Source organism: Inquilinus sp. (genome assembly GCF_057815775.1).
The window spans coordinates 22,327-45,197 of sequence record NZ_JBYRFX010001170.1; the positions used below are offsets into that span (position 1 = coordinate 22,327).

Genomic DNA, 22,871 nt, shown 5'->3' on the forward strand with positions numbered 1-22,871 from the left:
TTTGAACCATGAAACCAATGAAGGAATGAACCATGTCCACCTACGCATCTGACACTGGCGGCAAAGATTTTGCCCCCGTCCCGGAAGGCTCGCATCTCGCGGTCTGCGATATGTTCGTCGATCTCGGCCTGCAAGACTCCAACTATAACGGCCAGAGCAAGACCCAGCACAAAATCTACCTGCGCTGGCAGATTCCGGCCCTGCGGCTGTCCTACGAAAAGGACGGCGTCCAGCATGAAGGCCCGATGGCGATCGGCTCCAAATTCACGCTGTCGCTGCACGAGAAGGCGGCGCTGCGGAAGATCTTGCAATCCTGGCGGGGGAGGGCGTTCACGCCGGACGAGCTGAAGAAGTTCGACGTGACGACGATCCTCGGCAAGCCCTGCCTCATCACCGTGACCCATGCTCCGAAGGAAGGCGGCGGCGTCTACGCCAATGTCGGCGCGGTCGCCAAACTTCCGCCCGGCGTCACGCCCCCGGCGCTGGAAGGTGAAACCCTCCTGTACGACGCCGACAACCTCGGCTCATGGGATCAGCTTCGCCCGTGGCTGCAGGACGCGATCAAGGCGCAGAAGCGGGAAGAGGACCCGCCGGAGGAGCGCGGAACGTCGCAGCCGGCTTATGCGGATGATCTCGATGACGACCTGTCGGACGTTCCTTTCTGATGTTCCGGGCCTGCACCAAATGCGCCGTCACCAAGCCGTTGGGGGACTATTATCGTCATCCCTTCGGCAAGGACGGACATCAGGCAAAGTGCATCGAGTGCGCCAAGGCTGACGTGCGCGCAAATCGTGCGGCCCGGATCGAGTATTATCGTGCCTATGACCGGCGCCGGGCAAAGGACCCGGCGCGGGTCGAGGCCAATGTCGCCTATGCCAAGGCAAATCCTAAGCCCCGCACCGAAAGCGATCCGGTCAAGCGTGCCGCCAGGGTGGCGCTAGGCAATGCGGTTCGGGACGGCAAGGTCAGCCGCCCGCCCGAATGTGAAGTCTGCACCGCTCCCTGTGACGTGCACGGGCACCACGACGACTATAGCAAGCCCCTGGATGTCATCTGGGTCTGCACGGCCTGCCACGCGCTCATTCATGCCTACTGGCGAGCCCAGATGCGGAGCGCCGCCTGATGCCCACCGCCGCCGTCTCTCGCTATTGGGATTGGCTGACGGACGAATGCGTCTGCGGCGCGCCGTCCGAGCAGGTTCACCACATCATCCATGTGAGCTACCAGCGGATCACCAAGGACGATTGGCTCGTCGTGAAGCTTTGCGGGAAATGCCATGCGGAGCTCCACGCGTGCGGCGGCGACCGCGAGTTCGGGCATCTAATGGATGTCGAAATGGTCCACCTCGCGACCCTGCGCCGCCACAATTACGAAGTGAGGGCGCGATGATCGGCCAGACCGTCATCCTCGCCAGCGAGCGCTCCCGTTCAACCGCTCATGGTCTGATCGAGCGCGCCCCGCTTGGCGCCGTCGTCAACATCCGCCCGGCGACCCGTACCACATCCCAGAATAACATGCTCTGGGCCATGCTCAGCGACGTGTCGCGCGCAAAGCCCGATGGACGGACGCACACGCCGGAAATCTGGAAAACGCTGTTCATGGCCGCCTGTGGCCACGCTGTGCAATTCGAGAACGGGCTGAACGGCCAGCCCTTCCCGGTCGGTTTCAGATCGTCGCGCCTCACCAAGGCCCAGATGGGCGAACTTATCGACTTCATTGATGCCTGGGGCACGGAACACGGCGTCCAGTGGTCAGACGAAAGGGCAGCGGCATGATCGTCGAACTGCCTTGGCCTCCCCGCGAGCTCAGCCCGAACGCCCGGGTGCATTATCTCGCCAAGTCCCGCGTGACCAAAGCCTATCGCGAGCAGGCTTACTGGATCACCCGGAACAGCGCCGCGCAGGGCGTTGCGCCCGAAGGCCCGATCACGCTCAGTTTCGCGTTCCAGCCCCCCGACCGGCGCCGCCGCGACCTCGATACGATGCTGTCCAGCGTCAAGGCAGGGATCGACGGCATCGCCGACGCCCTTGGGGTGAACGACGTTCGCTTTGAATACGCCCTGAAGCGCTCCGATCCGGTCAAGAACGGTCGCGTCGTCATCGTCATAGGGGAGGGGTGATGGTCACGACCAGGACCTACCGCCAGAGCTGGATCGACAAGGTTGGCTTCTACGGCCCCGCAGACCGCTGGCCACCGGAGGCCGTGGCTTTGGCCTTCGCTATGCGCGCGGACAACAAGTCCTACGGGCAAATCGCGATAGCCGTTGGCCGCACACCTGATGCGGTGGCGGCCAGATTGAGAGGACGTAGCATGAAGCCATACCAACGTGCCGTGCAGCGAGAAGAGAAGGCGCCGCCTGTCGAGCGGCTTGCGATCATGGGCGATAATGAGCGCTTCGTTTCCGCCCTTCGCCGTGCCGGGGCACATGTCAGCGAGCGCCCTGTGGAGATGTCTTCATTCGAGTGCCAGCTTGAACGCGTGAAGGCCGGCGCCGCGATTATCGAGATCCGCCCTATCCGCCGCCCTGATCCCACCTACACCCTTGGCGGAGTGTCGGACCTGTGAGCAACTCAAAGGAGGAAGCACCAATGGTCAGCAAGAAGAAGCCCAGCCTTCACGCCGTTCCTTCTGCTGGAGCCCCACCCAAGGTGGAGCAGATGCTGGCCGAGGCTGCGGAAAGCGAAGCGCAGCGCTTCGTCGAAGGCTTTTCCTCAATCCAGTCCCGTTGTGAGAGTCCGATAGAAGAGATGCTCATGGTGGCTCTCTACATCGCCAATGGCATTAGCGAACACGAGCTTGTGTTCATGGGCAGCCTTCCCGTGCGCGAGCCGTTTGTCGACGAAACTGCCTATGTCTACCAGCAGGCGTCCATCGGCCCATATCGGGCAGATATTCTTATTGTCGATCAGACGCTCCCGTTCGAGTTCGGGCCGGCGCGAATGATGATCGTCGAGTGTGACGGGCATGACTTCCACGAGCGTACGAAAGCCCAGGCGAGGCGTGACAAGCAGCGTGATCGCTTCTTCCAATCGAAGGGTTTCAAGGTGCTTCGCTTCACCGGCAGCGAGATTTGGGCCGATCCGGATAAGTGCGCCGATGAGATCATCAACGAGCTGTGCTGCAACGACGATTGGCGGAACCGGGAAAAGTGAGCGCCGAGCTTCTCCAAAAGCTGATCGAGGCAGGAACACCCGCTGCGCTTGTCGCAGAGGTCGCGTTGCTTGTCGGCGAGGTCGGCGCACTGGAGCGGCGCAGAGCAAGCGACAGAGAGAGGCAGGCGGCCCGGCGTCACGTGACATCACGTGACAGCGCGGATGTCACAGACAGTCACGATCCGGCCCCTTCCTTTGATAAAAGCCCCCCAGACCCCCAAAAATTAAATCCAACCCCGTGTGTGAGACCCGCACGCGAGGCGGCCTACCACCGGTTGCCCGAGAACTGGGTTCCGAGCCGGGCTCTGCCTCCGAAAACCCAAGCCAAAGCCGACCAGTGGCCGCCCGGCACGCTGGAGGATGAGCTGGCGGCCTTCCACCGATGGGCCGCGAACGCCAGCAACGAGAAGGGCAAGGGCCGCAAGCTGGACTGGGACAAAGCCTGGGTAAACTGGATCGAGAGACGCCATGACGAACGACATTCCAGACCCCTCAACGGCTCTCACGCCGTGGGAAGAAATCAACCCTCCGACGGCCTCAGCGCCACGACCCGCGCCGCCCTCGCCGTCTTTGGCCCCGGCGACGAGCAACCAGTTCCGCGACGAGCTGACAGCGTGCCTCGTCTTGGTGGCGCTGTCTGGGATGGATGAGGCGGCGCGCCGCGAATGGCTGGCGGTCGCGTGGCAAACCATCGGTCATCTGCCCGCCGACTTGCTCCGCATCGGCTGCGCAAAGGCCCGCCGCACCGCTGACCACCCCTCCAAGATCGTCCCCGCCATTCTGGACGAGGTAAGCGAATTGCTCGCCCATCGCCGCCGCAACGCCAAGCCTGATCGCAGGGACGCGCCGCAGCTCGAAATGCGCCGCTGCGAACCCAAGCAAGCCGAGGATATTCTGCGCGAATTTGGCCTGCTCGATGCAGTGAGGCGGGCATAAAGTGAGGGGCGAGATGATCGAAGCATGGTGCATTTTGCGGACGGCGGGAGTGGTGTAATGGCAAGCAGGACCAAGCGGCGGATCGAGGCGGACATCATGGCGCCGCCTGTCGAGCAGTTGCGCGATGGAGCCTTTACCGTAGAGACCGTTCACGATCGCACCGCGAACGGCGCGCTATGCCTCAAAGGGGTAGCATATCGCCGCAAGCCAATGATCGACATTCTCGCGGCCGTCGGGTTGATTACGGAAGCCCAGCACAAGGCGCTCCAGCATTATCGCCACCATGCCGACATAGCCGACCGGTCATTGATCCGGGACAGCCTGTGCCTGCAACGCGGCGGACATGGCGATGGCGTGGCGGTGACGACGCTGAACGCTCTTAGGCTGGTTGGTGACGTGGAAGCCGCCTGCGGTACGCTCAGGGACATATTGCGCGCCGTGGTCGTCGAGGATCGGTCGCTGAGTCAGTGGGCGATTGATCGTGCCGGCGCACTGGAGACACGTCGCGAGCGCAAGGGGCGCGTGGTCTATTCGCTGGAGCCGAGACAGATGGCCCTGAAGGTTGCCCGGCAGGAGATCAGGATGGCGGCGATTAGGGTAGAGGCCGAGCTGGCAGGAGGATCGAGATGCGGATAGTTGATCGAAAGACATTCCTCACTCTTCCCGCAGGAACGGTCTATGCGAAATGGGGTAGCGCTGGTGAATTGGCACCCAAGGATCAAGACCTCACCCATGAAGAGGTTGCGGTGAAGGGCGATACGGTTGTCGGCGTCGATTGGGTCGAGGAGCCCTTATTCGCATGGCCGGAAGATTGTCACGACAGCATGGAATGGGCCGACTCCGCAGTCGCAGCCATTCGCGGGACGCCGACGGCTCCGCTCCGGATCGGCGACTGCGGGTGCAGGGACGGCCTGTTTGACGAAGACCAGCTATTCGCCGTGTTTGAGCGGATTGAGGTTGAGAGGCTGATCGCGCTGTTTCAGCGGAGCCTAGAAGCAGCCTATGTGGAGGATCGAGATGAACACGCTTGACGCTTTTACGGTTACATGGCAAAGAAACCAAATGTTGGCAAAATGCGCCAACCGAAGGCTGGGTTATCACCCGGCCTTTTCAGTTTCCGGCTCTGCTTGGCATCCGGTCCGAGTGGGTAGGCCGACCGTAAATCGGCCAGTAGAGCTTGATGAGGATGCCCGGCCACCTAGGCTCTGTCGGACAAACAAGACTTCAGGCAAGAGCGGGGAATATGGCCCGGCTCACCCAGCGTATCAGCATTCCGGCCAGACCGGACCCGCTGCCTGCCAAGCCAACCTCTCACCCCTTTCGAGCGTTGAGCATTCGCATGGTGACGGGATAGATCGGAGCCCACGATGACTCGCCTGTTCATCCTGTTCGCAATCCTCACCGCCTCCGTCCGCATTACCGAGACATGCGCCTTCCTGCCCAAGGGTGCAGCAACGGCACAGTGCAGGGGTGGTTGAGCGCCTTCGAGGCAGGCGAGGCGTAGAGCAGCGCAAGCGCAGGCTGGGGCGAACGAATTTCCTCTGCGAGATGTGCGCGGCCGAGGGCAAGACGACCATCGCAACGATAGTGGATCATAAGCTGGCCCTGGCCCTAGGCGGCAGCGATGACGACGATAACACACAGAACCTTTGTGCCGATCACGATGCGGTTAAGACCGCCTATGAGAGCGCGTCCAGCGAGGCGGCCTGCTTCCATCCGGACTGGTTACGATCATCATCCGTACCGATCACCATAGTCAGCGGCCCGCCCTGTTCCGGCAAGACAACGCATGTGGTCAAGCTCGCATCGCCCGATGACATGATCGTCGATCTCGATACGATCATGATGACCATTGACCCAACCTATCGGCACTGGTCGGGTGGTCTGGACATGGCGCTGCTGCATCGGGCAGTCAGGGTAAGGAACGCGCTGCTCGGCTCGTTGGAGCGCAGAACGACTGGTCGAGCGTGGTTCATTGTCTCCGCACCGACCGAGACGGAACGCAACTGGTGGCACGGCAAGCTAGGCGGGGAGTTGCTGCTGCTCCATCCGGGCGCAGCGGAGTGCAAGCGCAGGGCAATCAACCGTGGAACACCAATGGCAGTAGACGGGGTGGACAAGTGGGAACGAGCCGCCCGCTCGCCGTGGGCACCGAAGGAAAGCAAGCCCCGGATCAAGCAGATCGGCATTGACGGCTGGCCCGAGGAATGACGCACCGCAATACATAATGATGCGATGCAACAAGCGGGGGGAGTGGAAAAGGCTGTGTTAGTCCGATAGGACACCTGCGGGCCCACACAAAAACTATAATCGCCCCTTTTTTCAGTTTTGCGACTGGCTCGCATGTTGCAGCGCAATAGGAGTTTTTCGATGGAAGGTCGCGGACGCCGTTCAGCGGCCAGCCTCGCCGTCGTCTCGTCGAGTGTGGTCGAGATCACCGAAAGGCCGGCACCGCCGGCTGATTTGAGCCCGGAGCAAAAGGCCGAATGGGTCTCGGTCATCAACCGGATGCCCGCCGACTGGTTTCCTCGCGAAACGCACGGGATGCTCGCCCAATATTGCCGGCATGTCGTCGCGGCCCGTCGGGTGGCACAGCTCGTCGCGGCGATGGAGGCGGACGCGGCTGAGGATGATGCCGAGCCGTTCAGCATCAAGGATTATGATCGCCTGCTGAAAATGCAGGAGCGCGAAGGCCGGGCGATCTCGTCGCTGGCCACGAAGATGCGGCTCTCGCAGCAGTCTACCTACGACAAGTCGAAGCGGAAGCCGACTGGTTCGCGGAAGCCGTGGGAAGGCTGACCCGGGCCGGGCGAAACATCCGGTGGATCGAGACTCACGCCAGAATCCCCGAGGGGATGGATGCCGGGAAACCCGTCCGCCTTCGTGATTGGCAGCGGGCCGAGATATGCAAGATCTACGACAACCCGCACGGCACGCGCCGAGCCATCGTTTCCTTTGGACGAAAGAACGCCAAGACCACCCTGGCCGCGTTTCTGCTGCTGCTGCATTTGTGCGGGCCGGAAGCGAGGGCTAATTCTCAGCTCAACAGCGCGGCGCAATCGAAGGACCAGGCCGCGATCCTGTTCAAGCTTGCGGCCAAGGTGGTTCGATTGTCGCCGACGCTTAACCCGGTCGTGGTCATCCGGGACACGATCAAGGAGCTGGCCTGCCCTGAATTGGGGACACTTTACAAGGCATTGTCGGCGGAGGCGTCGACGGCTTATGGATTGTCTCCCGTCTTCATCGTGCACGACGAGCTCGGGCAAGTTCGCGGTCCCCGTTCAGAATTGTACGATGCTCTCGAAACGGCGGTGGGAGCCCACGACTCTCCCCTGTCTATCATTATCTCAACTCAGGCACCTACAGACGCGGACCTTCTATCGGTCCTGATCGACGACGCGAAGGCCGGGAACGATCCTCGCGTCGTGCTGTCGCTCTACACGGCGGAGACTGGCGACGACCCGTTCGACGAAAAGACGATCCGCAAGGCGAACCCGGCGTTCGGGGATTTCCTCAATGCCAAGGAAGTGCTGGCGATGGCGGAAGACGCCCGCCGGATGCCGAGCCGGGAAAACGAGTACAGGAATCTTATTCTCAACCAAAGGATCGACGTCAACAGCCCCTTCATTTCGCGGGCGGTCTGGCAGGCGAACGGCGGCGCAATTTCGGAATGGGGCGATGCGCCGGTCTATGCCGGGCTCGATCTATCCTCGTCCGCCGATCTTACCGCGTTCGTGCCGATGGCATGGATGGACGATGCGTGGGAGGTCAAGCCGACCTTCTGGCTGCCCAAGGACGGGCTGGCGGAGAAGTCGCGCACCGACCGCGTGCCCTACGACCAATGGGCGCAGGCCGGACATCTGGAGACGACCGAGGGCCGGGCAATCGAATACGAGTTCGTGGCCCATTGGCTGTTCGGGTTCGTGGCGAACCACAATGTCCAGAAGATCGCGTTTGATCGCTGGGGGATGAAGCACCTGAAGCCGTGGCTCATCAAGGCCGGGTTCACGGAAACCAATATCGAGGCGCTGTTCGTCGAGTTCGGGCAGGGCTTCCAGTCCATGTCGCCGGCATTGCGGGATCTGGAAACGGCGCTGCTGGGGGGCAAGGTCCGCCATGGCGATCACCCGGTCCTGACCATGTGCGCTGCGAATGCCGTTGTGACGATGGACCCGGCTGGATCGAGAAAGTTGAATAAAGCAAAGGCCGCCGGTCGAATCGACGGAATGATTTCATTGACCATGGCTTTTGGCGTTGCCCCGATAATTGAAGAGACAAAGTTCGATGTTTTTTCTATGGTCGGCTGATGAAAACGTGCTCCCTGTGCGGAGAAATCTTTCCAATCACGGCGGAGTTTTTCGTCAGGAAAAGGGGTTCATTTTCGGCTCGCTGCAAACCCTGCCTCCAATCCATCAAGCGGGCAGAGTGGTCTAAGAGGGCGGTCGAGATTAACGCTGTTCGACGTAGCAAGCGGGACGATGGCACCCGGGACAGGGAAAGGGCTAGATACCGCGCGGACCCAGCTCAAAAACGAGCCAGCGTCTCGGCTTGGAGGGCGGCTAATCCCGACAAAGCGCGGGCCATTGATCGTCAGCAATACGAGAAGAATTCCGCAAGGCGAAAACGTCAGGCCGCCGAGTGGGCGGCGGCAAATCCGGAGGCGAGAAAGCGCGCTGGGCGTGAGTTCCATCGCCGCAGGCGCGAGGCCGATCCGGGGTATCGTTTGCGGGCGGCCACCTCTGCGCTGATTTATTGGCACCTGAAGTCTGGCAAGGGAGGCCGGAGAACTGAAGATTTGCTCGGCTACACCATTGCCAAGCTCAAGGATCATCTACAGCGCCAATTTTTGGAGGGGATGTCGTGGGCGAACTATGGCGAGTGGCACGTCGACCACATTCTTCCGATTGCTGGTTTTGAGTTCACATCTCCCGACGACGACGGCTTCCGCGCCTGCTGGGCGCTGACCAATCTGCGACCTCTGTGGGCCGCAGACAATGTCCGCAAGAGCGACGAGCGGCTTCACCTAATCTAGCGTCCCGAAAGGGGTAAATCGAAAATGACGACGATCCGCAAGGAAGTCGCCGGCAACGGCGATGGCCTCGACTTCGTGCTGTCTGACGGCATGGTCGACCGCTATGGCGACGTGGTTGAGCCCGATGGATGGGACCTGAAATGGTTCAAGAAAAACCCCATCGCCCTGTTCGGCCACTCCAGCCGCGACCCTATCGGGACATGGGAGAACATCCGGGTCGAGGGCGGGAAGCTTTTGGCCAGTCTCGCCTTCGCGGCGGCCGGCACAAGTGCCCGGATCGATGAGCTGCGGAGCCTGGTCGAACAGAAGATTCTCCGCGCGATCTCTGTCGGATTTCGTCCGCTGGAAGCTGACCCGATCGACGCAAGCCGGCCTTATGGCCCGCAACGCTACACCAAGCAGGAATTGCTTGAGGCCTCGCTGGTCTCAGTTCCCGCGAACCCGGCGGCGCTGGCGCTCGCCAAGTCGCTGAACATTTCCACTGAAACATTGTCCCTGGCCTTTGGCGAGCAAGCCGAAGCTAGGTCGCGGGACATGTCGACCGGCGAGCATGCCGCGAAAACCGCCCTGATTGAAAGGCGACCCATCATGACCACGCTTGCCCAGCGCATCGAGAATGCGCAGACCGATCTGAACGCGAAGCGCGACAAGCTCGTTGAGCTGAACGGCGCCGACGATCTCGACCTCGACGCCATCGAGGAACTGACCGACCAGGTCGAAACCGCCGAGCGCACGATCAACGTGCTGAAGGCGTCCGAAGCCAAGATCGGCATCGATGCCGGGGCCGAGCGCGGCAAGGTCGCGGCAGAGCCGCGGCGCCCTCTCGGCACCAACGGCAAGGAACTGAGCGGGCTCGACCTTCTCGTCCGCGCCATCGTGGTTCGCGGCTGCTCCAAGTTCGGCGAGCAGTCCCGCGATCAGGTGCTTGAGCAGCGCTATCCGGGGCACGAGGCGACTGCCATTGTCGCCAAGGCCGATCAGACGGTCGGCACGACCACCGTCGCCGGATGGGCTCTGGAACTCGTGCAGACGCAGTATGCCGACTTCCTTCAGGCATTGACTGGCTTCTCGATCTATCCCGCGCTTCGCTCGCGCGGCATCGGTCTGAGCTTCGATGGCCATGGCACGGTCTCCATCCCGAGCCGGACGGCCGGCGGCGCCGGCGGCGGGTTCGTCGCGGAAGGCTCGCCCATCCGGGTCGGCCGGATCACGACGGCGGCGACCACCATGACGCCCAAGAAGCTCGGTGTCATCGTCCCGTTCACTCGCGAACTGGCGAAGCGCAGCACCCCGGCCATTGAGGCGCTGGTCCGTCAGGCCATTTTGGAGGATACCGCCGTGATCCTCGACGCGGCTTTGCTCGACGCCACCGCGTCCAGCACGGCACGTCCGGCCGGCTTGCTGAACGGCGTGTCGGCGGTTGCCTCCGGCTATGGCGGCGGCGATTATCAGGCCGTGGTCGCTGACCTCAAGGCCCTGCTTGCGCCGTTCTACGATGCCAATGCGGCCGACAACATCACCGTTATCATGAACCCGGCGCAGGGCCTCGCCCTGTCGATGATGCCGGGACCGGGTGATGGTGACTTTGGCTGGGCCGCGCCGCTCACCGGTCGACTCAATATCATCGAGTCGACGCATGCCACGGCGGGCCGCCTGATCGCCATTCGCAACTCGGATTTCGCGACCGCCCTCGGCGACGCGCCCGAGTTCGATGTGTCCGAGCAGGCGACGGTCCACATGGAGGATACCACGCCTCTGGAGATCGTCAGCGGCACCGGCCCGACCACGGCCGATCCTGTCCGCAGCTTCTTCCAGACCGCAACCATCGGCGTTCGCATGCTGATGGATGTGAGCTGGAAGATGCGCCGGTCCGGCATGGTCCAGTGGATCGACGGCACCTCCTGGTAATCGAGCTTGGCGGGATGGCCTCGGCTGTCCCGCCGCCCCTTCCCACATCGATAAATAGAGGAATTTCCCATGGGAACTCGTAGGTTCAGCATCTCGGTCACGACCGCCGCCGATGGCAGCTATACCGGCTATTCGCCGTTTCTGTCCGGCAAGCTGTGCGCCATCCACTACGTGAAGACCAACTTCACGGACGGCGTCGACTTCACGATCACCGCGGAAGCCACGGGCGAAACGCTCTGGACCGAGGCCAACGTCAATGCGGCCAAGGTCTGCATGCCTCGCGGCGCTACGCATTCGAACGCCGGTGTTGCCGCGCTTTATGCGGCTGGCGGTGTCGCGGTGAACGATCTGATCCGGCTCAGCCGTGATCGCGTGAAGATCGTGCTGGCGGCGGGCGGCAACGCCACAACCGGCCAGTTCATCATCGTCATCGAGGACTAAACGGGGCGGGGCGGCTTTCGGGCCGCCCCTCAACCTTGAGCGGGCAGGAGAGTAAGAATGACCTATGTGCATCTGACCTGGTATCTGCTCGTTGACGGCACGCACGCCGATCCGAACGATGTCTCGCCCGGAAAGGATGGCGTTCTGCGCCACAAGGGCGGTCTCGCCGTCGCCTTGCACGGAGACGGCACCCCGCAGTCCATCGGGCGAGGCGCGGTCGAGAACAAGAACGTCGAGGCTGCGCAGGTTGGCGTAAGCGACGCGCCGCCACCCGAAAAGGCTGATCCAGCGCCCGCCAAGCTGGTCCCAGATGAGCCGAAGAAGACCCTCAGCCTCAAGACGCCGGCCAAGGAAATGGATCCGGAAAAGGCCAAGCCCGCCTACAAGACCCGCGAAGTCAAGGCGCGCTGACTTGGGCATGCTGAGCCGCATCTTCCCCGGAAGGGCGAAGGCGGCAGAGGGCTCCTACCGCCCTGGTCCATATCTGCTTTCGGATGGCTGGCTTTCGGCGACTGCTGGCCGGTTCATGAACTGGTGGCAGATGGGCTACTCGGTCAGCCCCTATGGGGAGAGCGGCGCGATGGTCGAGGCTTGTGTCTCGGCCTATGCCCAGACGGTCGCGATGTGCCCGGGCGATCACTGGCGCAGGCTCGACAATGGCGGGCGCGAGCGTGTCAAGACGTCGGCACTGTCTCGCATCCTGAAGCGCCCCAACGACTATCAATCCATTTCGGACCTTCTCCTGAACCTCACTCGGCGCCTGTACGAGACAGGGGAGGCGTTCGGGCTGGCAGTCAGGAACAACCGCGGAGAAATCGTCGAGCTTCACCTGATGCGGAACGGCTATGCTCGCGTGGCGACGGACGGCTCGATCTTCTACGATTTGAGCGGCAACGAGATCGTGGAGCAGCGCCTGAACATGGCGGCGCCGGTTCCGGCGCGCGACGTGCTTCATGTCCGCCTTCACACGCCCCGACACCCGCTGAAGGGCGCGAGCCCGATCCTTTCCACGATCCTCGACCGCGCCATGGCCGGCGCCGCGCTCAATCAGCAGGTTTCGTTTTATCTGAATCAGGCTCGTCCGTCCTTCATGCTGGAGACGGACGAAAAGCTGACGAAGGAGCAGACCAACCAGCTCCGTGAACTTTGGAACGCGCAAACGCAGGGCGAGGGCGCGGGTGGTACGCCGATTCTGACATGGGGGCTCAAGGCCAAGCCGGTCGCGACGAACGCGCACGACTCGGCGCTCGCCGAGATGCTGAAAATGACGGACCAGAATGTCGCGCTGGCGTTCCGTATTCCGCTTCAGATCCTCGGTGTCGGCGGCACGCCGTTCGCCTCGACCGAGATGCTGATGCAGTCCTGGGTCGCGAGTGGGCTGGGGTTCGCACTGAACCATATCGAGGAAGCGTTCGGCTTGCTGTTCAAGCTTGGCGGCTATCCCGACGAATATCTTGAGCTGAACACCAAGGCTCTGCTTCGGAGCGCCTTCAAAGAGCTGATCGAAGGGCTCAAGAATGGCGTGATCGGCGGCATCTTCTCGCCTGATGAAGCGCGGAACGAGATGGACTTGCCCACGGTGCCTGACGGTCACGGCGCAATGCCGCGTGTCCAGCAGCAGGTTGTGCCGCTGAGCTACGGAACGGACATGAAGCCGCCAGCAGTGGCGGCGCCCCCTGCCAACGATGTCGAAGAGGATGACGATGCAGAACGGGGCTTCACGGCAGCAGACATCTCGCAAAGGCTCCGTGGCTACGCTCGCCTACAGTGAGGCGCTTGAGCGCTCGCTTGGGGAGATCATCGCCGAGGCCGAAAGCAGGGCGAAGGAGCGTGTCGCGCTGATCGGTGCGCAGGCGGACGCGAAGATTGCCGAGATCGAGGCCCGCGCCGCCACGGCAGAAGGCCGGCTGATCGGCGTTGAGGCGAAGATCGAGGCGCGCCTGATCGAATTGAAAGATGGCGAACCGGGGCGCGATGGCCGGGACGGCGCTGACGGCGTGGCCGGGCGAGATGGAGCCGACGGCAGGGACGGGCGCGATGGCGTTGACGGTAGGGGCATTGAGGATATCGACGCCCGCGCCGACGACGACATTCTCGAACTGTCATTCGTCGTGGGCGATGCAACACACAGGTTTGAAATTCCGCTGGTGGCCGGCAAGAACGGGGCCGATGGCGCCGCGGGCCAGGATGGTCGGGATGGAGTCGACGGGAAAGACGGCACGGATGGCCAGCGAGGCCCAGAGGGCAAGCAGGGCGCCTTGTCCATAGTCCGCGAGTGGATGGACGAGGTTCATTACGAAGGCGCGGTCGTGCGGTTGGAGGGCTCGACATGGCAGGCATCGCGCGACACCGGGCACGCGCCGCCGCATGAAGATTGGGCGCTGATCGCCGGGCGCGGGCGGGACGGGGTCGACGGCAAGTCTTTCCGCATTCGAAAGGTCTATGACGCGGCCTCCGAATATCAGGAACTGGACGTTGTTGTTTTGAACGGGGCCGCCTTCGTGGCACGGCAGGATGACCCCGGACCATGCCCTGGCGATGGCTGGCAGCTTCTTGCGGGACAAGGCAAGCGGGGCGTTCCGGGGGAGCGTGGGCCAGCGGGCGAGAAGGGCGTCAAGGGGGACGCTGGAGACCCGCTGCGGGCTGTCGAGATCGACGGCGAGGGCTTGCTGAAGCTGGTCAATGGCGACGGCTCGGCCGTGACTTGCGACCTCTATCCCCTGCTTTCCAAGATCGGCGGGAAATAGACCATGGCGGAGCCGGTCACCCTTGCGCAGGCTAAGACACAATGTCGAGTTGTGAGCGACAACACTGAGGACGCGCTAATCACGAGCCTCATTATCGCTGCTCGGGAATGGGTTGAAAACACGACCGGGCGCATCATGGTCCAGCGCTCGATTGTCGAGCGCCACGATGAATTCGGTTACTATATCGAGCTTCTCAAGCGCCCCGTCGCTTCGATTGCGAGTGTTGGCTATCTGGACGCAGACGGCGCCGCGCAGACCTACGCGGGCTATGTTGCGCAGATCACTCGCGATCCAGCGAGGATTTACCCGGCGGCCGGGGCGGAATGGCCTGATCTGTTTGAATATGGCGGGGTCACTGTCACCTATACCGCAGGATATGCGGCAGGGGCGGAGCCGCAGGTATTGCTTCAGGCGATGCTCCTGCTGATCGAACACTGGTATCGCAACCGGGGCGCGGTGACACCGAGCCAGCCTTACGAAGTGCCGCTGGCGGTGGAGTCGCTTTGTGCGCAGCTTTGGGCGCCGGTCCTGTGATTAAAGCCACCCGCTTCTTCGTTGGCGAAAAGGGGCCTGAAATTCTCTGTATGGGGCAGCCCCGCAGAGAGTTGATTAGGGATACCGTCATTGCGCTTTCTGCCTTCCTAAGCGGGGGGCTGATCGTGCTGGCGATCTGGGGCTTCGCGCCATGATCGAGGCGGGGCAGCGCAATCGGCAAGTTGCCTTCATGCGGCCCATGACGATCACCGACGATCACGGCGGGGAAGAGCCGGGGACGCCTGCTTATCTGGCGGGAGCTTGGGTCAAGATACTCTACGGGACCGGGCAGGAGAGGCGCGAGGCAGCGCAGGAGAGGGCGCAGCAGATCGCCACGTTCCTCGCCAACTGGACGCCCAGCTTGGCCGAGGTGGTCGTGACCGATCACATCAGTTTTGACGGGTCCGATTGGGACATCACCAACGCAGCGCCCATCGGCCAAAACGACGAAATCCACTTCACCGCAGTTCGAGCGGCATAGGGAGAAGACCATGACCGATATTTCAATCACTGCCGCAAATGTCGTCGCGGGTTCCGACGCCGAGGTTGAAAACGGCACAGCCGGCGCCACGATCACGGCTGGCCAGTGGGTCTATCGTGATTCCGCCACCAACAAGTATCTGTTGGCAGACAGCAATTCGGCGACCGCCGCAGCTCGCGTCCCGCGCGGCGTTGCCCTCCACGGAGCATCGAATAACCAGCCCCTGGCAATTGCGAAGGGCGGGACGGTCACCATCGGCGGCACTCTCACGGCGGGCGTCGCTTACTACATGTCCGACACGCCCGGAGGCATGTGCCCGGTCGCGGATGTGGGCTCTGGTGAGTATGCGACCGTTCTCGGCATCGCGACCACGGCTGCGATCCTGAACATCGAAGTTCAGGCCAGCGGAGTGGCGCTCTGATGCTGGTCCGGGCGATCAGGCCGCACGGCAGCGCCCTCGGCAAATCTTACGAGAAGGCCGAGGGCGCTACCTACGAGGTCACCGACCGCCAAGGCGAAAGCCTCATCAAGTACGGCTACGCGGAGGCGGCTGATGTCGGTGACGTTCAAGCTGGAGGGGCTGGCGCAGACGGTCGCAAATCTGGAGGAACTCGGAAAGGCGACGCGGCGAAACGTCCTGCGGCGGATGCTGACAAGGGCAGCGGAGCCGGTAGCGAATGATGCGGCGCAACTGGCTCCCCACCGCACGGGGCGTCTCGCGTTCAGCATCTCCGTTTCGACCAAGCTGACCCGGCGGCAACGACAAGAGACGCCCAAGGAATATGAGGCCGAGGTCTACATCGGCCCCTCTGGCGGCAATGGTGCCCTGAATTACGCCAGCTTCGAAGAGTTCGGGACAATCGACACGCCGGCCAATCCGTTCATGCGGCCGGCGTGGGAGAGCAATCGCGGCATCGTGCTTGGGCTGATCCATTCGGGACTGGCGGCAGAGGTTGAGCGTGCGGCTGACAGGGCGGCGCGCAAGGTCGCGAGACTGGCGAGGGGATAGGTATGGACTGGATGGCAGCCATGCGCGCCCGCGCTCTTGCCGCTGCTCCGCTCGCTGCCCTTGTTGGAACGCGGGTCACGTGGGTTAGCCGGCCACAGGCATCGATCCTCGACGCGCTCACGTTGCAGAATATCGTTGAGGAAATGCCCCAGCACATGAACGGGTTCGATGGGCTTAACCCCGTGCTTGTTCAAATCGACGCATGGGCGACCAGCCACACAAAGGCCCATGCCATCTTGAGCGCAGCGATCGATGCGCTGGTCCCGGCGAATACCGGCAACGGGATAAAATTCAGCCGGGCCTTTATCCGGCGCATGGGCGACCTGCCCGCAGAGGACGTGCCAAATTCAACCATCTTCCGCGCCAGTGCTGACCTGGCTTCTCACTACACGACCGCCTGAAGGAGGGCATTTCAATGACGACCGCAGTTGAAACCGGCAACGGCAGTGAATTCTGGCTCGACAACGCAGGCGGCACTTTGACGCTGCTCGGCGAAGTGTTCAATCTCCCGATCCCGTCGGGGGCCGCCGATCTGCTCGACGCGAGCCATTACGGGTCCGTTGGGTTCAAGGACTATATCACCTCGCCGCTTCAGGACGGCGAAGAAGCCGATCTGGAGATGAACTGGGTGCCCGGTAGCGCGACGGATGCCCTGTGCGCTGCGGCGAGGGGCGCCACGCGCGACTTCAAGATCGTTGTCCCCGTCGGCGCCGGCACTTGGGAATTCATGGGTCAGCTTCTGGTCAGGGACTACAAGCGGTCGAACCCCAACGAGGAAAAGCGCACCGCCATCCTGACGGTGAAGTGGGTCGGCCAGATCACTGAAGCGGCTGGCGCGTAATGGCCGGCAAGAATACCCTCCGCGCCCAGGCCAAGCTGGGCGACCGCACGCTCCACATGACCTTCCAGAAGTGGATGGATTTCGAGGATGCGAGCGGTCGCGATTGCAACAGCCACTTCACCGACATCGAATTGGGTCTCGGCGCGCACGGCCTTGTGAGGTGGGTCTGCGCCTTTGTCGACGGCGAGATGACGGAAACGGAGGCAATCGAACTGATTTCCAGCGTCGGCCACAAGGAGACGCTGGAGGCGCTGGGTAAGGTGCTGCGCTCCTATCTCGGCTTGCCGGAGGATGGACAGGAAAACCCTCCCAAGGCGGCGTAGGCTGGGACTGGCCCCACCTGCTCCGCATCTGGATTGAAGAAGGGTTTTCGCTGGAGACGTTCGGGGCTCAGTCGGCATTCTCCTACACCAACGCCCTTCGTGCCCAGGCCGATGCGCGCGAGCGGAAGCGCGATCACGAAATGCTGATGCTCTACAATGCCGCCGCGTTCAACGGAGCGGCCTTTGCGGGCGAGCTCAGCAAGATGGAAAAGTTCCTGAAGCGCCCGTCCAAGAGGACGGCCCAGCCAGCCAGCGACCTGCTGACTGCAATGCGGGCCATCGCGGCGAAACAGTCTGGAAAGCCAACAGCGAAAGTGGAGGCGTAGCATGGCGGGTCCAGTCGGCGCACTTCAGGTCCGATTGGGCGCGAACACAGCTCAATACGAGACCGGGATGCGCCGAGCCTCGACGGTCGCCCGCCGAACGGGGCAGGACATTGACCGCGCCATGTCGGGCATGTCGATCCGGACGTCGCAGGCATTTGCCGGGATGCGGGTCGCAGCAACCGGGTTGGGCATTGCGCTGGGCGCCGGCTTCCTCATTCAGCAAATCCGCAGCACGCTGCAATGGGCGTCCAGCCTGTCAGAGACCGCGCAGCAGATCGGCGTGACCGTCGAGCAACTGCAGATCCTCCGCTTCGCCGCCGACCAGAACGGCGCGAGCGTCGAGGGCATGGAGCGGGCGATTGCGATCCTCAACCGGACGCTGGGTCAGGCGCAGGCCGGGCTCCCTGCCGCCATCCAGTCCTTCCGCGCAATCGGCATTACAAAGGAGCAGCTCGACAGTTTCCGGAACGCCGGCGAAGCCTTTCCCCGTGTTGCCGAGGCGATCAGCCGGTTCGGCAGTTCAGCACAGCAAGCCGCCGCTGCACAGCGCTTGTTCGGTCGCGGCGCATCTGAACTTTTGCCGATCCTCGCGCAGGGTCGCGCGGGATGGGATGCCGCCACGCAAGCCGCGATCCGCAACGGCGTGATAACGCAGGAGCAGGCGGACAAGGCAGACCGTGCCGCCGACGCACTATCTGAACTTGGCGCGGCGCTTCGCGTGCAGCTTCTTGGAGCTATCGTTGACGCGCTTCCCGGCCTGATCGAGTTCGCTCGTATTCTGGGGACCATCCTTAGCGCGGTCATTCAGATCGTGGGATGGCTTGGGCGGATGGCGGCCGCGATTATTCGCCCGTTCACCACAAACATGAGCGGCTATCTGACCGATGCCGTTAATTCCGTTCGCGGCCCCCAGATCGGGCGAGGTATTCTCGGCGTAGGGGGTCGTGCCGCCAGCGCTCCGCGCGGTCCTCAGCTCAATCTCGCGTCGACCCGTTCAGGCGGTGGCAGCAACAACGACGCGGAGCAGGCCGCAAGGCGCCGTCACCAGTACGAGCAGGAGCTTCGCGACGCCGAGATCGCGAACTTGCGGGCCATGGAGGAAAACACCTCTAACATCGACGAGATCAACGAAATTCAGGGCAGCATCGTCGTCATCGAAAACCAGAAATGGGAGGCGGAGCAGGCATTTCGTCGGTCACAGAATGAGCTGAACGATACGCAGCTTGCCGAGCTTTATGAGCGCAAGCGCATCCTGATCGCGACCGAGGCGGAGGTTCGCGCCCGCCAGTACAATCTCCGCGTTCAGGAGCAGGAGAATGAGCGGGCCGAGCAGCAGCAGGGATATGCCCGCGACCGGCTCCAGGCAGAAGCCGACATGGCCCGCACGATGGAAGAGCGCCGCCGGATCGAGCTGGATATTCTGAGGATCACGACGGAGCAACGCCGGGACGCTTTGGCCCTTCGTATCCAGCGGGCTCGCGACAACAGAGACGAACATGCGGCCTCTGTCGCCCAGCTCGAACTGGACAATCTTCCGAACCAGACCGCTGCCTCCGAACGCCGGATCAGGCGCGACACGATGGGGCCGCTTGAAGCCTACATGACCGAGCTGCCGCGCACCGCGGAACAGGTTCGTGAATCGCTCCAGTCGATCGCTGTCGACGGCCTCCAGTCGATCACCGATGGGCTGGTCGATGTTGTGACCGGCGCTCGCAAGATGGGCGATGTGTTCAAGAGCGTGGTGACCGGCATCATCGCCGACCTTCTCCGCATCCAGCTTCAGAAGGCGATCATCGGCCCGCTGGCGAACATGCTGGGCGGGCTCCTTGGTGGAGGTGGCGGTGCTTTCGGAGGGGTCGGTGGCGGCGCGTTCGCGGGGATCGGCGCTGGTGGCGCTGGCAGCCTGTTCCCCGGTCGTGCATCCGGCGGCCCCGTTCTACCGGGGCGCACCTATCTGATCGGCGAGAAGGGTCCTGAGCTGCTGCACATGGGCGGCGCGGGGACTGTGATCGCGAACGACAATATGGGCGGTGGCGGGGATATCATCGTCAACCAGCGCTTCACCTTCGAGGGCGTGGCTGTGACCCAGCAAGAGTTTGTGCAGGGGCTCAACGCCACGAAGAACGCGACCATGCAGGCGGTTGGCGAGGCTCGTCGGAGGGCGCGATGAGCCGCGACCTTGAACCAGAACTGATCGCGGCAATCGATGAGCCCGTCGTCAGGCCGTTCATGGCCGTGTTCATTGATTTGCCAGATCCGGTTTATGCGTGGAGCGGGCTTGGCGAGATCACGTTCGACGACAGCGGCGCGGTTTCCCGGGACTGGACCGGCGCCGGCAACATCGGCGCGATCGATAGCGTGGACGAGTCCAGCGGGGGCTCGGCGACCGGCGTAAAGATTACCCTGTTCGGGGAGAGTGCGGCGGGCATCCCGGCGATCTACGCGCAGGACATTGCCGACCAGGCGACGCGCGGGGCCGCCGTTGAAGTCTATGTGGGGGCCATTGAACTAGGCGGCGACTGGCACAGCGTTATTGCGACGAAGCTGCTGTGGCGGGGCCGGATCGACAAATATGAAATTACGGACGCGGGCGCATCGCTGAGCGTCACAATCACAGCCGAGAGCCGGGCAATCGATCAGCGGCGTCCTTCCATAAAACGGTTCACCGACGAAAACCAGCAGCGGGAATTTCCCGGCGATCTCTTCTTTCAATACGTGTCCCAAATGCTCGAGGTCCCCATCCTCTGGGCCAAGGCCGAGCAGAACGCGATGGCGGCGGGGACGGGTGGCGGCTTGGGCTTGGTCACGTCCCGGAACGTAAATGGCTGACTGGCGGACGCGGCACTGTGCTGAGCCCGCCGTCGAGAGGATCACAGAAGCCACGGGGCAAGACGTGTGGGCGCGGCTCGGCGGGTGCCCGCGATCATGGCGTGAGGCGGCTGACCTGTATCGCCGGGCCGGGGTTCGCTCATTGGCCGAGCTGGCGACGAAGGTGCTGGGCGAGCCGATTGAACGCAGACAGGCGCGGCGTGGCGACATCGCAATGGTCAGGGGATCGCTGGGCATCGTCCGCGGTGAAGTGATTGAATGCATGGGTGCGACCGTCCCGCTCAGGGAAGCAAGTGCGATCTGGCAGGTTCGGGGAGGCTAGGGCGTGACCACAACCGAACTTCTCCGCCGGGCTGCGGCTGGAATGTGTGGCCCCGGTGCTTATGATCCGAAGGCAACATCACTCGCTTACCTTGCGGTGATGAAGCCCTACAGCGCTTCGTTGGCGCTCGAACGCGCAAACTGCCGCCTTCGGAGCGGCGCCGCCTATTGCTCTCGTGGCGACGCCTCGACGCTGGAGGAAGCCAAGGCCCGCGTTTGTCGCGTCGTCGGCTTCCCTCATCTCGACTTGTGGGAGTGGATCAAGAAGCCTGACTGGCAAGCTGTCCGGCAGGCCTTTCTGGCGGCGGCGGCATAGGGCATGGGCCGCGTTCTGAAAATCCTCGCCATTGTTGTGCTGGTCGCCGTCGTTGTACTAGCCCCGTATCTGGCGCCGGGCTTGCTGGCGGGGATCGGCATAACCGGGTTCCTCGCCACCGCCATCGTGGCCGTGGCCGTTGTCGGTGCCAGTCTCGCGCTCAGCACATTGCTCGCGCCAAGGCCGACGTCACAAGGCGGGACGCCCCAGGTATTCCGCCAAGCGATTGCGAACAGCTTCATCATCTACGGCCGGCGCAGGGTCGGCGGACTGCTCGTCTTTCTCCATTCCAAGAAGCACACCGACGGGAAGCACTATCGCTATTTCGTGATCGCGGTCGCGGGTCATCGATGTGCGGGCAATGAAGAGTGGATGCTGAACGACGACGTTGTGACGGTGGACGGGTCAGAAAATGTCCTAACCGGTCCCTATGCTTCGGCTTGTTGGCTCTGGTTTCAGCGTGGCGAGGCTGCCGAAACGGCCAACGCTACCTTTGTTGCGGAGTGCGGCGGAAAGTGGACGGTCAATCACAAGGGCAATGGCATCGCCGCGATCTACGCCAAGTTCCGGATGAACGACGACGTGATCGAGGCGGGGATGCCCAATATCACCGCGGTCATCGACGGCTGCGATGAGATTTACGACCCGCGCGACGACACGACCGGATACTCGAACAACGCCGCGCTGGTTTTCTATCACTGGATGGCGCTGGCACGCGAGGCAGGTGGCTTCGGGGCCTATGCGGATGAGATCCCCGACGGCGACTATATCAGCGTGCAGGCGAACGTCTGCGACGAGGTGATCGAGGGAGAGGCCCGGTACGCGCTGGATGGGGTGATAACGACAGGCGCCGCACCCAGCGAGGTCCGCGACATCCTCGTCACGAACTGCGCGGGCTCCTACGTATTCAGCGAGGGTAAGCACGTCCTGCGCGTCGGCTATTGGGTCCCTCCAAGTGAGACGCTGAGCGAGGATGCGCTGACCGCCGGGATTGTAGTCTCTCCCTTCGATGCGGCTGATGCTGCTGCCAATGAGGTTCAGGGCACCTATTACGAGCCGGGCGACAATTATCAGGGCGCGCCGTTCGGGACCAAGACCACGGTCCCCGCGCCGACCGATATCAGGCAGGTCGATCTGGACTTGCCGTTCATTACGTCGCGGCATCGGGCCGAGCGCATCGCGAATATCCTGCTGGGCCGGGCACAGTGCGAAAAGACCGTCACCTGGCCGATGAACATCGAGGGGTTGAAGACCGGCGCGCTCGATGTCGTGCAGCTCGACACGACCCGCTACGGCCTCGATAATTATGCGTTCGTCGTGAAGGACTGGTCGCTGTCTCCGGACTTCGGCGTGGTGGTTTCCCTGCGCGAGGAGAATGAGGAAATCTACGGCGAGCCGACGCCGACCGTTCCCGATGTCATCCCGACCATCGACGTTCCCGACCCGCTGCTGACCGACAGCGAACTGCAGGTAATCATCCGGACCGTCTATCCGACCGGCGTCACGCTGACGGGCAAAGCGGTCGCGGCGGACGGCCAGATCGAGATCAGCGACCACGATTATGAGTGGCCCGGTATCGGCGTGGTTTCGGTTACGGGCACGACGCTGATCGGGCTTCCGCTGGGCGTCGATTATTACCCTTACGCGGACATCAGCGCGCGGGGCGACACCGCGC

Annotated in this window: 32 protein-coding genes; all 32 read left to right on the forward strand. The window is 62.8% G+C overall.

The window, feature by feature from the left end; all coding sequences use genetic code 11:
• Window positions 1–32: 32 nt before the first annotated feature.
• The gene (locus tag AC3XYG_RS41545; protein ID WP_489145783.1) at window positions 33–665 is read left to right on the forward strand and encodes a phage replication initiation protein, NGO0469 family; all 633 of its coding nucleotides are present in this window, start codon (window positions 33–35) and stop codon (window positions 663–665) included.
• On the forward strand, window positions 665–1,123 hold the full coding sequence (locus AC3XYG_RS41550) for a hypothetical protein (protein ID WP_489145784.1): 459 nt from the start codon (window positions 665–667) through the stop codon (window positions 1,121–1,123). Before AC3XYG_RS41545 ends, AC3XYG_RS41550 begins: the two co-directional genes overlap by 1 nt.
• Entirely contained in the window at window positions 1,123–1,389 is a 267-nt protein-coding gene (locus AC3XYG_RS41555) for a hypothetical protein (RefSeq protein WP_489145785.1), read from the forward strand. Before AC3XYG_RS41550 ends, AC3XYG_RS41555 begins: the two co-directional genes overlap by 1 nt.
• Window positions 1,386–1,775, forward strand: a complete 390-nt coding sequence (locus AC3XYG_RS41560) for a recombination protein NinB (RefSeq protein ID WP_489145786.1) — start codon at window positions 1,386–1,388, stop codon at window positions 1,773–1,775. Before AC3XYG_RS41555 ends, AC3XYG_RS41560 begins: the two co-directional genes overlap by 4 nt.
• On the forward strand, window positions 1,772–2,119 hold the full coding sequence (locus AC3XYG_RS41565; RefSeq protein ID WP_489145787.1) for a RusA family crossover junction endodeoxyribonuclease: 348 nt from the start codon (window positions 1,772–1,774) through the stop codon (window positions 2,117–2,119). The genes AC3XYG_RS41560 and AC3XYG_RS41565 overlap by 4 nt, the downstream gene beginning before the upstream one ends.
• On the forward strand, window positions 2,119–2,565 hold the full coding sequence (locus tag AC3XYG_RS41570) for a hypothetical protein (RefSeq protein WP_489145788.1): 447 nt from the start codon (window positions 2,119–2,121) through the stop codon (window positions 2,563–2,565). Before AC3XYG_RS41565 ends, AC3XYG_RS41570 begins: the two co-directional genes overlap by 1 nt.
• Before the next feature lie 23 nt (window positions 2,566–2,588).
• On the forward strand, window positions 2,589–3,152 hold the full coding sequence (locus AC3XYG_RS41575; RefSeq protein ID WP_489145789.1) for an endonuclease domain-containing protein: 564 nt from the start codon (window positions 2,589–2,591) through the stop codon (window positions 3,150–3,152).
• A gap of 468 nt (window positions 3,153–3,620) precedes the next feature.
• Window positions 3,621–4,088 carry a hypothetical protein gene (locus AC3XYG_RS41580; RefSeq protein ID WP_489145790.1) on the forward strand — a complete coding sequence of 156 codons (468 nt, stop codon included), beginning with the start codon at window positions 3,621–3,623 and terminating at the stop codon, window positions 4,086–4,088.
• Window positions 4,089–4,145: 57 nt separating this feature from the next.
• Complete coding sequence (locus tag AC3XYG_RS41585; protein WP_489145791.1) at window positions 4,146–4,724, forward strand: hypothetical protein; 579 nt, start codon at window positions 4,146–4,148, stop codon at window positions 4,722–4,724.
• Window positions 4,715–5,119 (forward strand): hypothetical protein, encoded by a 405-nt coding sequence (locus tag AC3XYG_RS41590; protein WP_489145792.1) that lies wholly within the window; start codon window positions 4,715–4,717, stop codon window positions 5,117–5,119. Before AC3XYG_RS41585 ends, AC3XYG_RS41590 begins: the two co-directional genes overlap by 10 nt.
• 517 nt (window positions 5,120–5,636) lie before the next feature.
• Window positions 5,637–6,299 carry a hypothetical protein gene (locus AC3XYG_RS41595; RefSeq protein ID WP_489145793.1) on the forward strand — a complete coding sequence of 221 codons (663 nt, stop codon included), beginning with the start codon at window positions 5,637–5,639 and terminating at the stop codon, window positions 6,297–6,299.
• Window positions 6,300–6,458: 159 nt separating this feature from the next.
• Window positions 6,459–6,887 (forward strand): hypothetical protein, encoded by a 429-nt coding sequence (locus tag AC3XYG_RS41600; protein WP_489145794.1) that lies wholly within the window; start codon window positions 6,459–6,461, stop codon window positions 6,885–6,887.
• A complete protein-coding gene (locus tag AC3XYG_RS41605; RefSeq protein ID WP_489145795.1) occupies window positions 6,875–8,395 on the forward strand; it encodes a terminase large subunit in 1,521 nt (506 codons plus the stop codon). The genes AC3XYG_RS41600 and AC3XYG_RS41605 overlap by 13 nt, the downstream gene beginning before the upstream one ends.
• 488 nt (window positions 8,396–8,883) lie before the next feature.
• Window positions 8,884–9,120, forward strand: a complete 237-nt coding sequence (locus AC3XYG_RS41610) for a hypothetical protein (RefSeq protein WP_489145796.1) — start codon at window positions 8,884–8,886, stop codon at window positions 9,118–9,120.
• Window positions 9,121–9,144: 24 nt separating this feature from the next.
• Window positions 9,145–11,028 carry a phage major capsid protein gene (locus AC3XYG_RS41615; protein WP_489145797.1) on the forward strand — a complete coding sequence of 628 codons (1,884 nt, stop codon included), beginning with the start codon at window positions 9,145–9,147 and terminating at the stop codon, window positions 11,026–11,028.
• A 69-nt stretch (window positions 11,029–11,097) separates the two neighbouring features.
• A complete protein-coding gene (locus AC3XYG_RS41620; protein WP_489145798.1) occupies window positions 11,098–11,469 on the forward strand; it encodes a hypothetical protein in 372 nt (123 codons plus the stop codon).
• Window positions 11,470–11,526: 57 nt separating this feature from the next.
• Window positions 11,527–11,880 (forward strand): hypothetical protein, encoded by a 354-nt coding sequence (locus AC3XYG_RS41625; RefSeq protein ID WP_489145799.1) that lies wholly within the window; start codon window positions 11,527–11,529, stop codon window positions 11,878–11,880.
• 7 nt (window positions 11,881–11,887) lie between these two features.
• Window positions 11,888–13,240: a phage portal protein gene (locus AC3XYG_RS41630; protein ID WP_489145800.1), complete on the forward strand. Its 1,353-nt coding sequence runs from the start codon at window positions 11,888–11,890 to the stop codon at window positions 13,238–13,240.
• Window positions 13,218–14,216 (forward strand): hypothetical protein, encoded by a 999-nt coding sequence (locus AC3XYG_RS41635; protein ID WP_489145801.1) that lies wholly within the window; start codon window positions 13,218–13,220, stop codon window positions 14,214–14,216. The genes AC3XYG_RS41630 and AC3XYG_RS41635 overlap by 23 nt, the downstream gene beginning before the upstream one ends.
• 3 nt (window positions 14,217–14,219) lie before the next feature.
• Window positions 14,220–14,750 (forward strand): head-tail connector protein, encoded by a 531-nt coding sequence (locus tag AC3XYG_RS41640; protein WP_489145802.1) that lies wholly within the window; start codon window positions 14,220–14,222, stop codon window positions 14,748–14,750.
• Window positions 14,751–14,901: 151 nt separating this feature from the next.
• Window positions 14,902–15,231 (forward strand): phage head completion protein, encoded by a 330-nt coding sequence (locus tag AC3XYG_RS41645; RefSeq protein WP_489145803.1) that lies wholly within the window; start codon window positions 14,902–14,904, stop codon window positions 15,229–15,231.
• A gap of 10 nt (window positions 15,232–15,241) precedes the next feature.
• The gene (locus AC3XYG_RS41650) at window positions 15,242–15,652 is read left to right on the forward strand and encodes a hypothetical protein (protein WP_489145804.1); all 411 of its coding nucleotides are present in this window, start codon (window positions 15,242–15,244) and stop codon (window positions 15,650–15,652) included.
• A 132-nt stretch (window positions 15,653–15,784) separates the two neighbouring features.
• On the forward strand, window positions 15,785–16,240 hold the full coding sequence (locus tag AC3XYG_RS41655; protein ID WP_489145805.1) for an HK97-gp10 family putative phage morphogenesis protein: 456 nt from the start codon (window positions 15,785–15,787) through the stop codon (window positions 16,238–16,240).
• 2 nt (window positions 16,241–16,242) lie between these two features.
• On the forward strand, window positions 16,243–16,641 hold the full coding sequence (gene gp17, locus AC3XYG_RS41660; RefSeq protein WP_489145806.1) for a tail completion protein gp17: 399 nt from the start codon (window positions 16,243–16,245) through the stop codon (window positions 16,639–16,641).
• A gap of 14 nt (window positions 16,642–16,655) precedes the next feature.
• Window positions 16,656–17,081, forward strand: a complete 426-nt coding sequence (locus tag AC3XYG_RS41665) for a phage tail tube protein (protein ID WP_489145807.1) — start codon at window positions 16,656–16,658, stop codon at window positions 17,079–17,081.
• Window positions 17,081–17,404, forward strand: a complete 324-nt coding sequence (locus AC3XYG_RS41670; protein ID WP_489145808.1) for a hypothetical protein — start codon at window positions 17,081–17,083, stop codon at window positions 17,402–17,404. Before AC3XYG_RS41665 ends, AC3XYG_RS41670 begins: the two co-directional genes overlap by 1 nt.
• 140 nt (window positions 17,405–17,544) lie before the next feature.
• Window positions 17,545–17,730 carry a hypothetical protein gene (locus AC3XYG_RS41675; protein ID WP_489145809.1) on the forward strand — a complete coding sequence of 62 codons (186 nt, stop codon included), beginning with the start codon at window positions 17,545–17,547 and terminating at the stop codon, window positions 17,728–17,730.
• A 121-nt stretch (window positions 17,731–17,851) separates the two neighbouring features.
• Complete coding sequence (locus AC3XYG_RS41680) at window positions 17,852–19,900, forward strand: phage tail tape measure C-terminal domain-containing protein (protein WP_489145810.1); 2,049 nt, start codon at window positions 17,852–17,854, stop codon at window positions 19,898–19,900.
• Window positions 19,897–20,559 carry a hypothetical protein gene (locus AC3XYG_RS41685; protein ID WP_489145811.1) on the forward strand — a complete coding sequence of 221 codons (663 nt, stop codon included), beginning with the start codon at window positions 19,897–19,899 and terminating at the stop codon, window positions 20,557–20,559. The genes AC3XYG_RS41680 and AC3XYG_RS41685 overlap by 4 nt, the downstream gene beginning before the upstream one ends.
• Window positions 20,552–20,881 carry a DUF6950 family protein gene (locus AC3XYG_RS41690; protein ID WP_489145812.1) on the forward strand — a complete coding sequence of 110 codons (330 nt, stop codon included), beginning with the start codon at window positions 20,552–20,554 and terminating at the stop codon, window positions 20,879–20,881. Before AC3XYG_RS41685 ends, AC3XYG_RS41690 begins: the two co-directional genes overlap by 8 nt.
• 3 nt (window positions 20,882–20,884) lie before the next feature.
• Entirely contained in the window at window positions 20,885–21,196 is a 312-nt protein-coding gene (locus AC3XYG_RS41695; RefSeq protein WP_489145813.1) for a hypothetical protein, read from the forward strand.
• A 3-nt stretch (window positions 21,197–21,199) separates the two neighbouring features.
• A partial coding sequence (locus AC3XYG_RS41700; RefSeq protein WP_489145814.1) for a phage tail protein occupies window positions 21,200–22,871 on the forward strand: 1,672 nt, incomplete at its 3' end.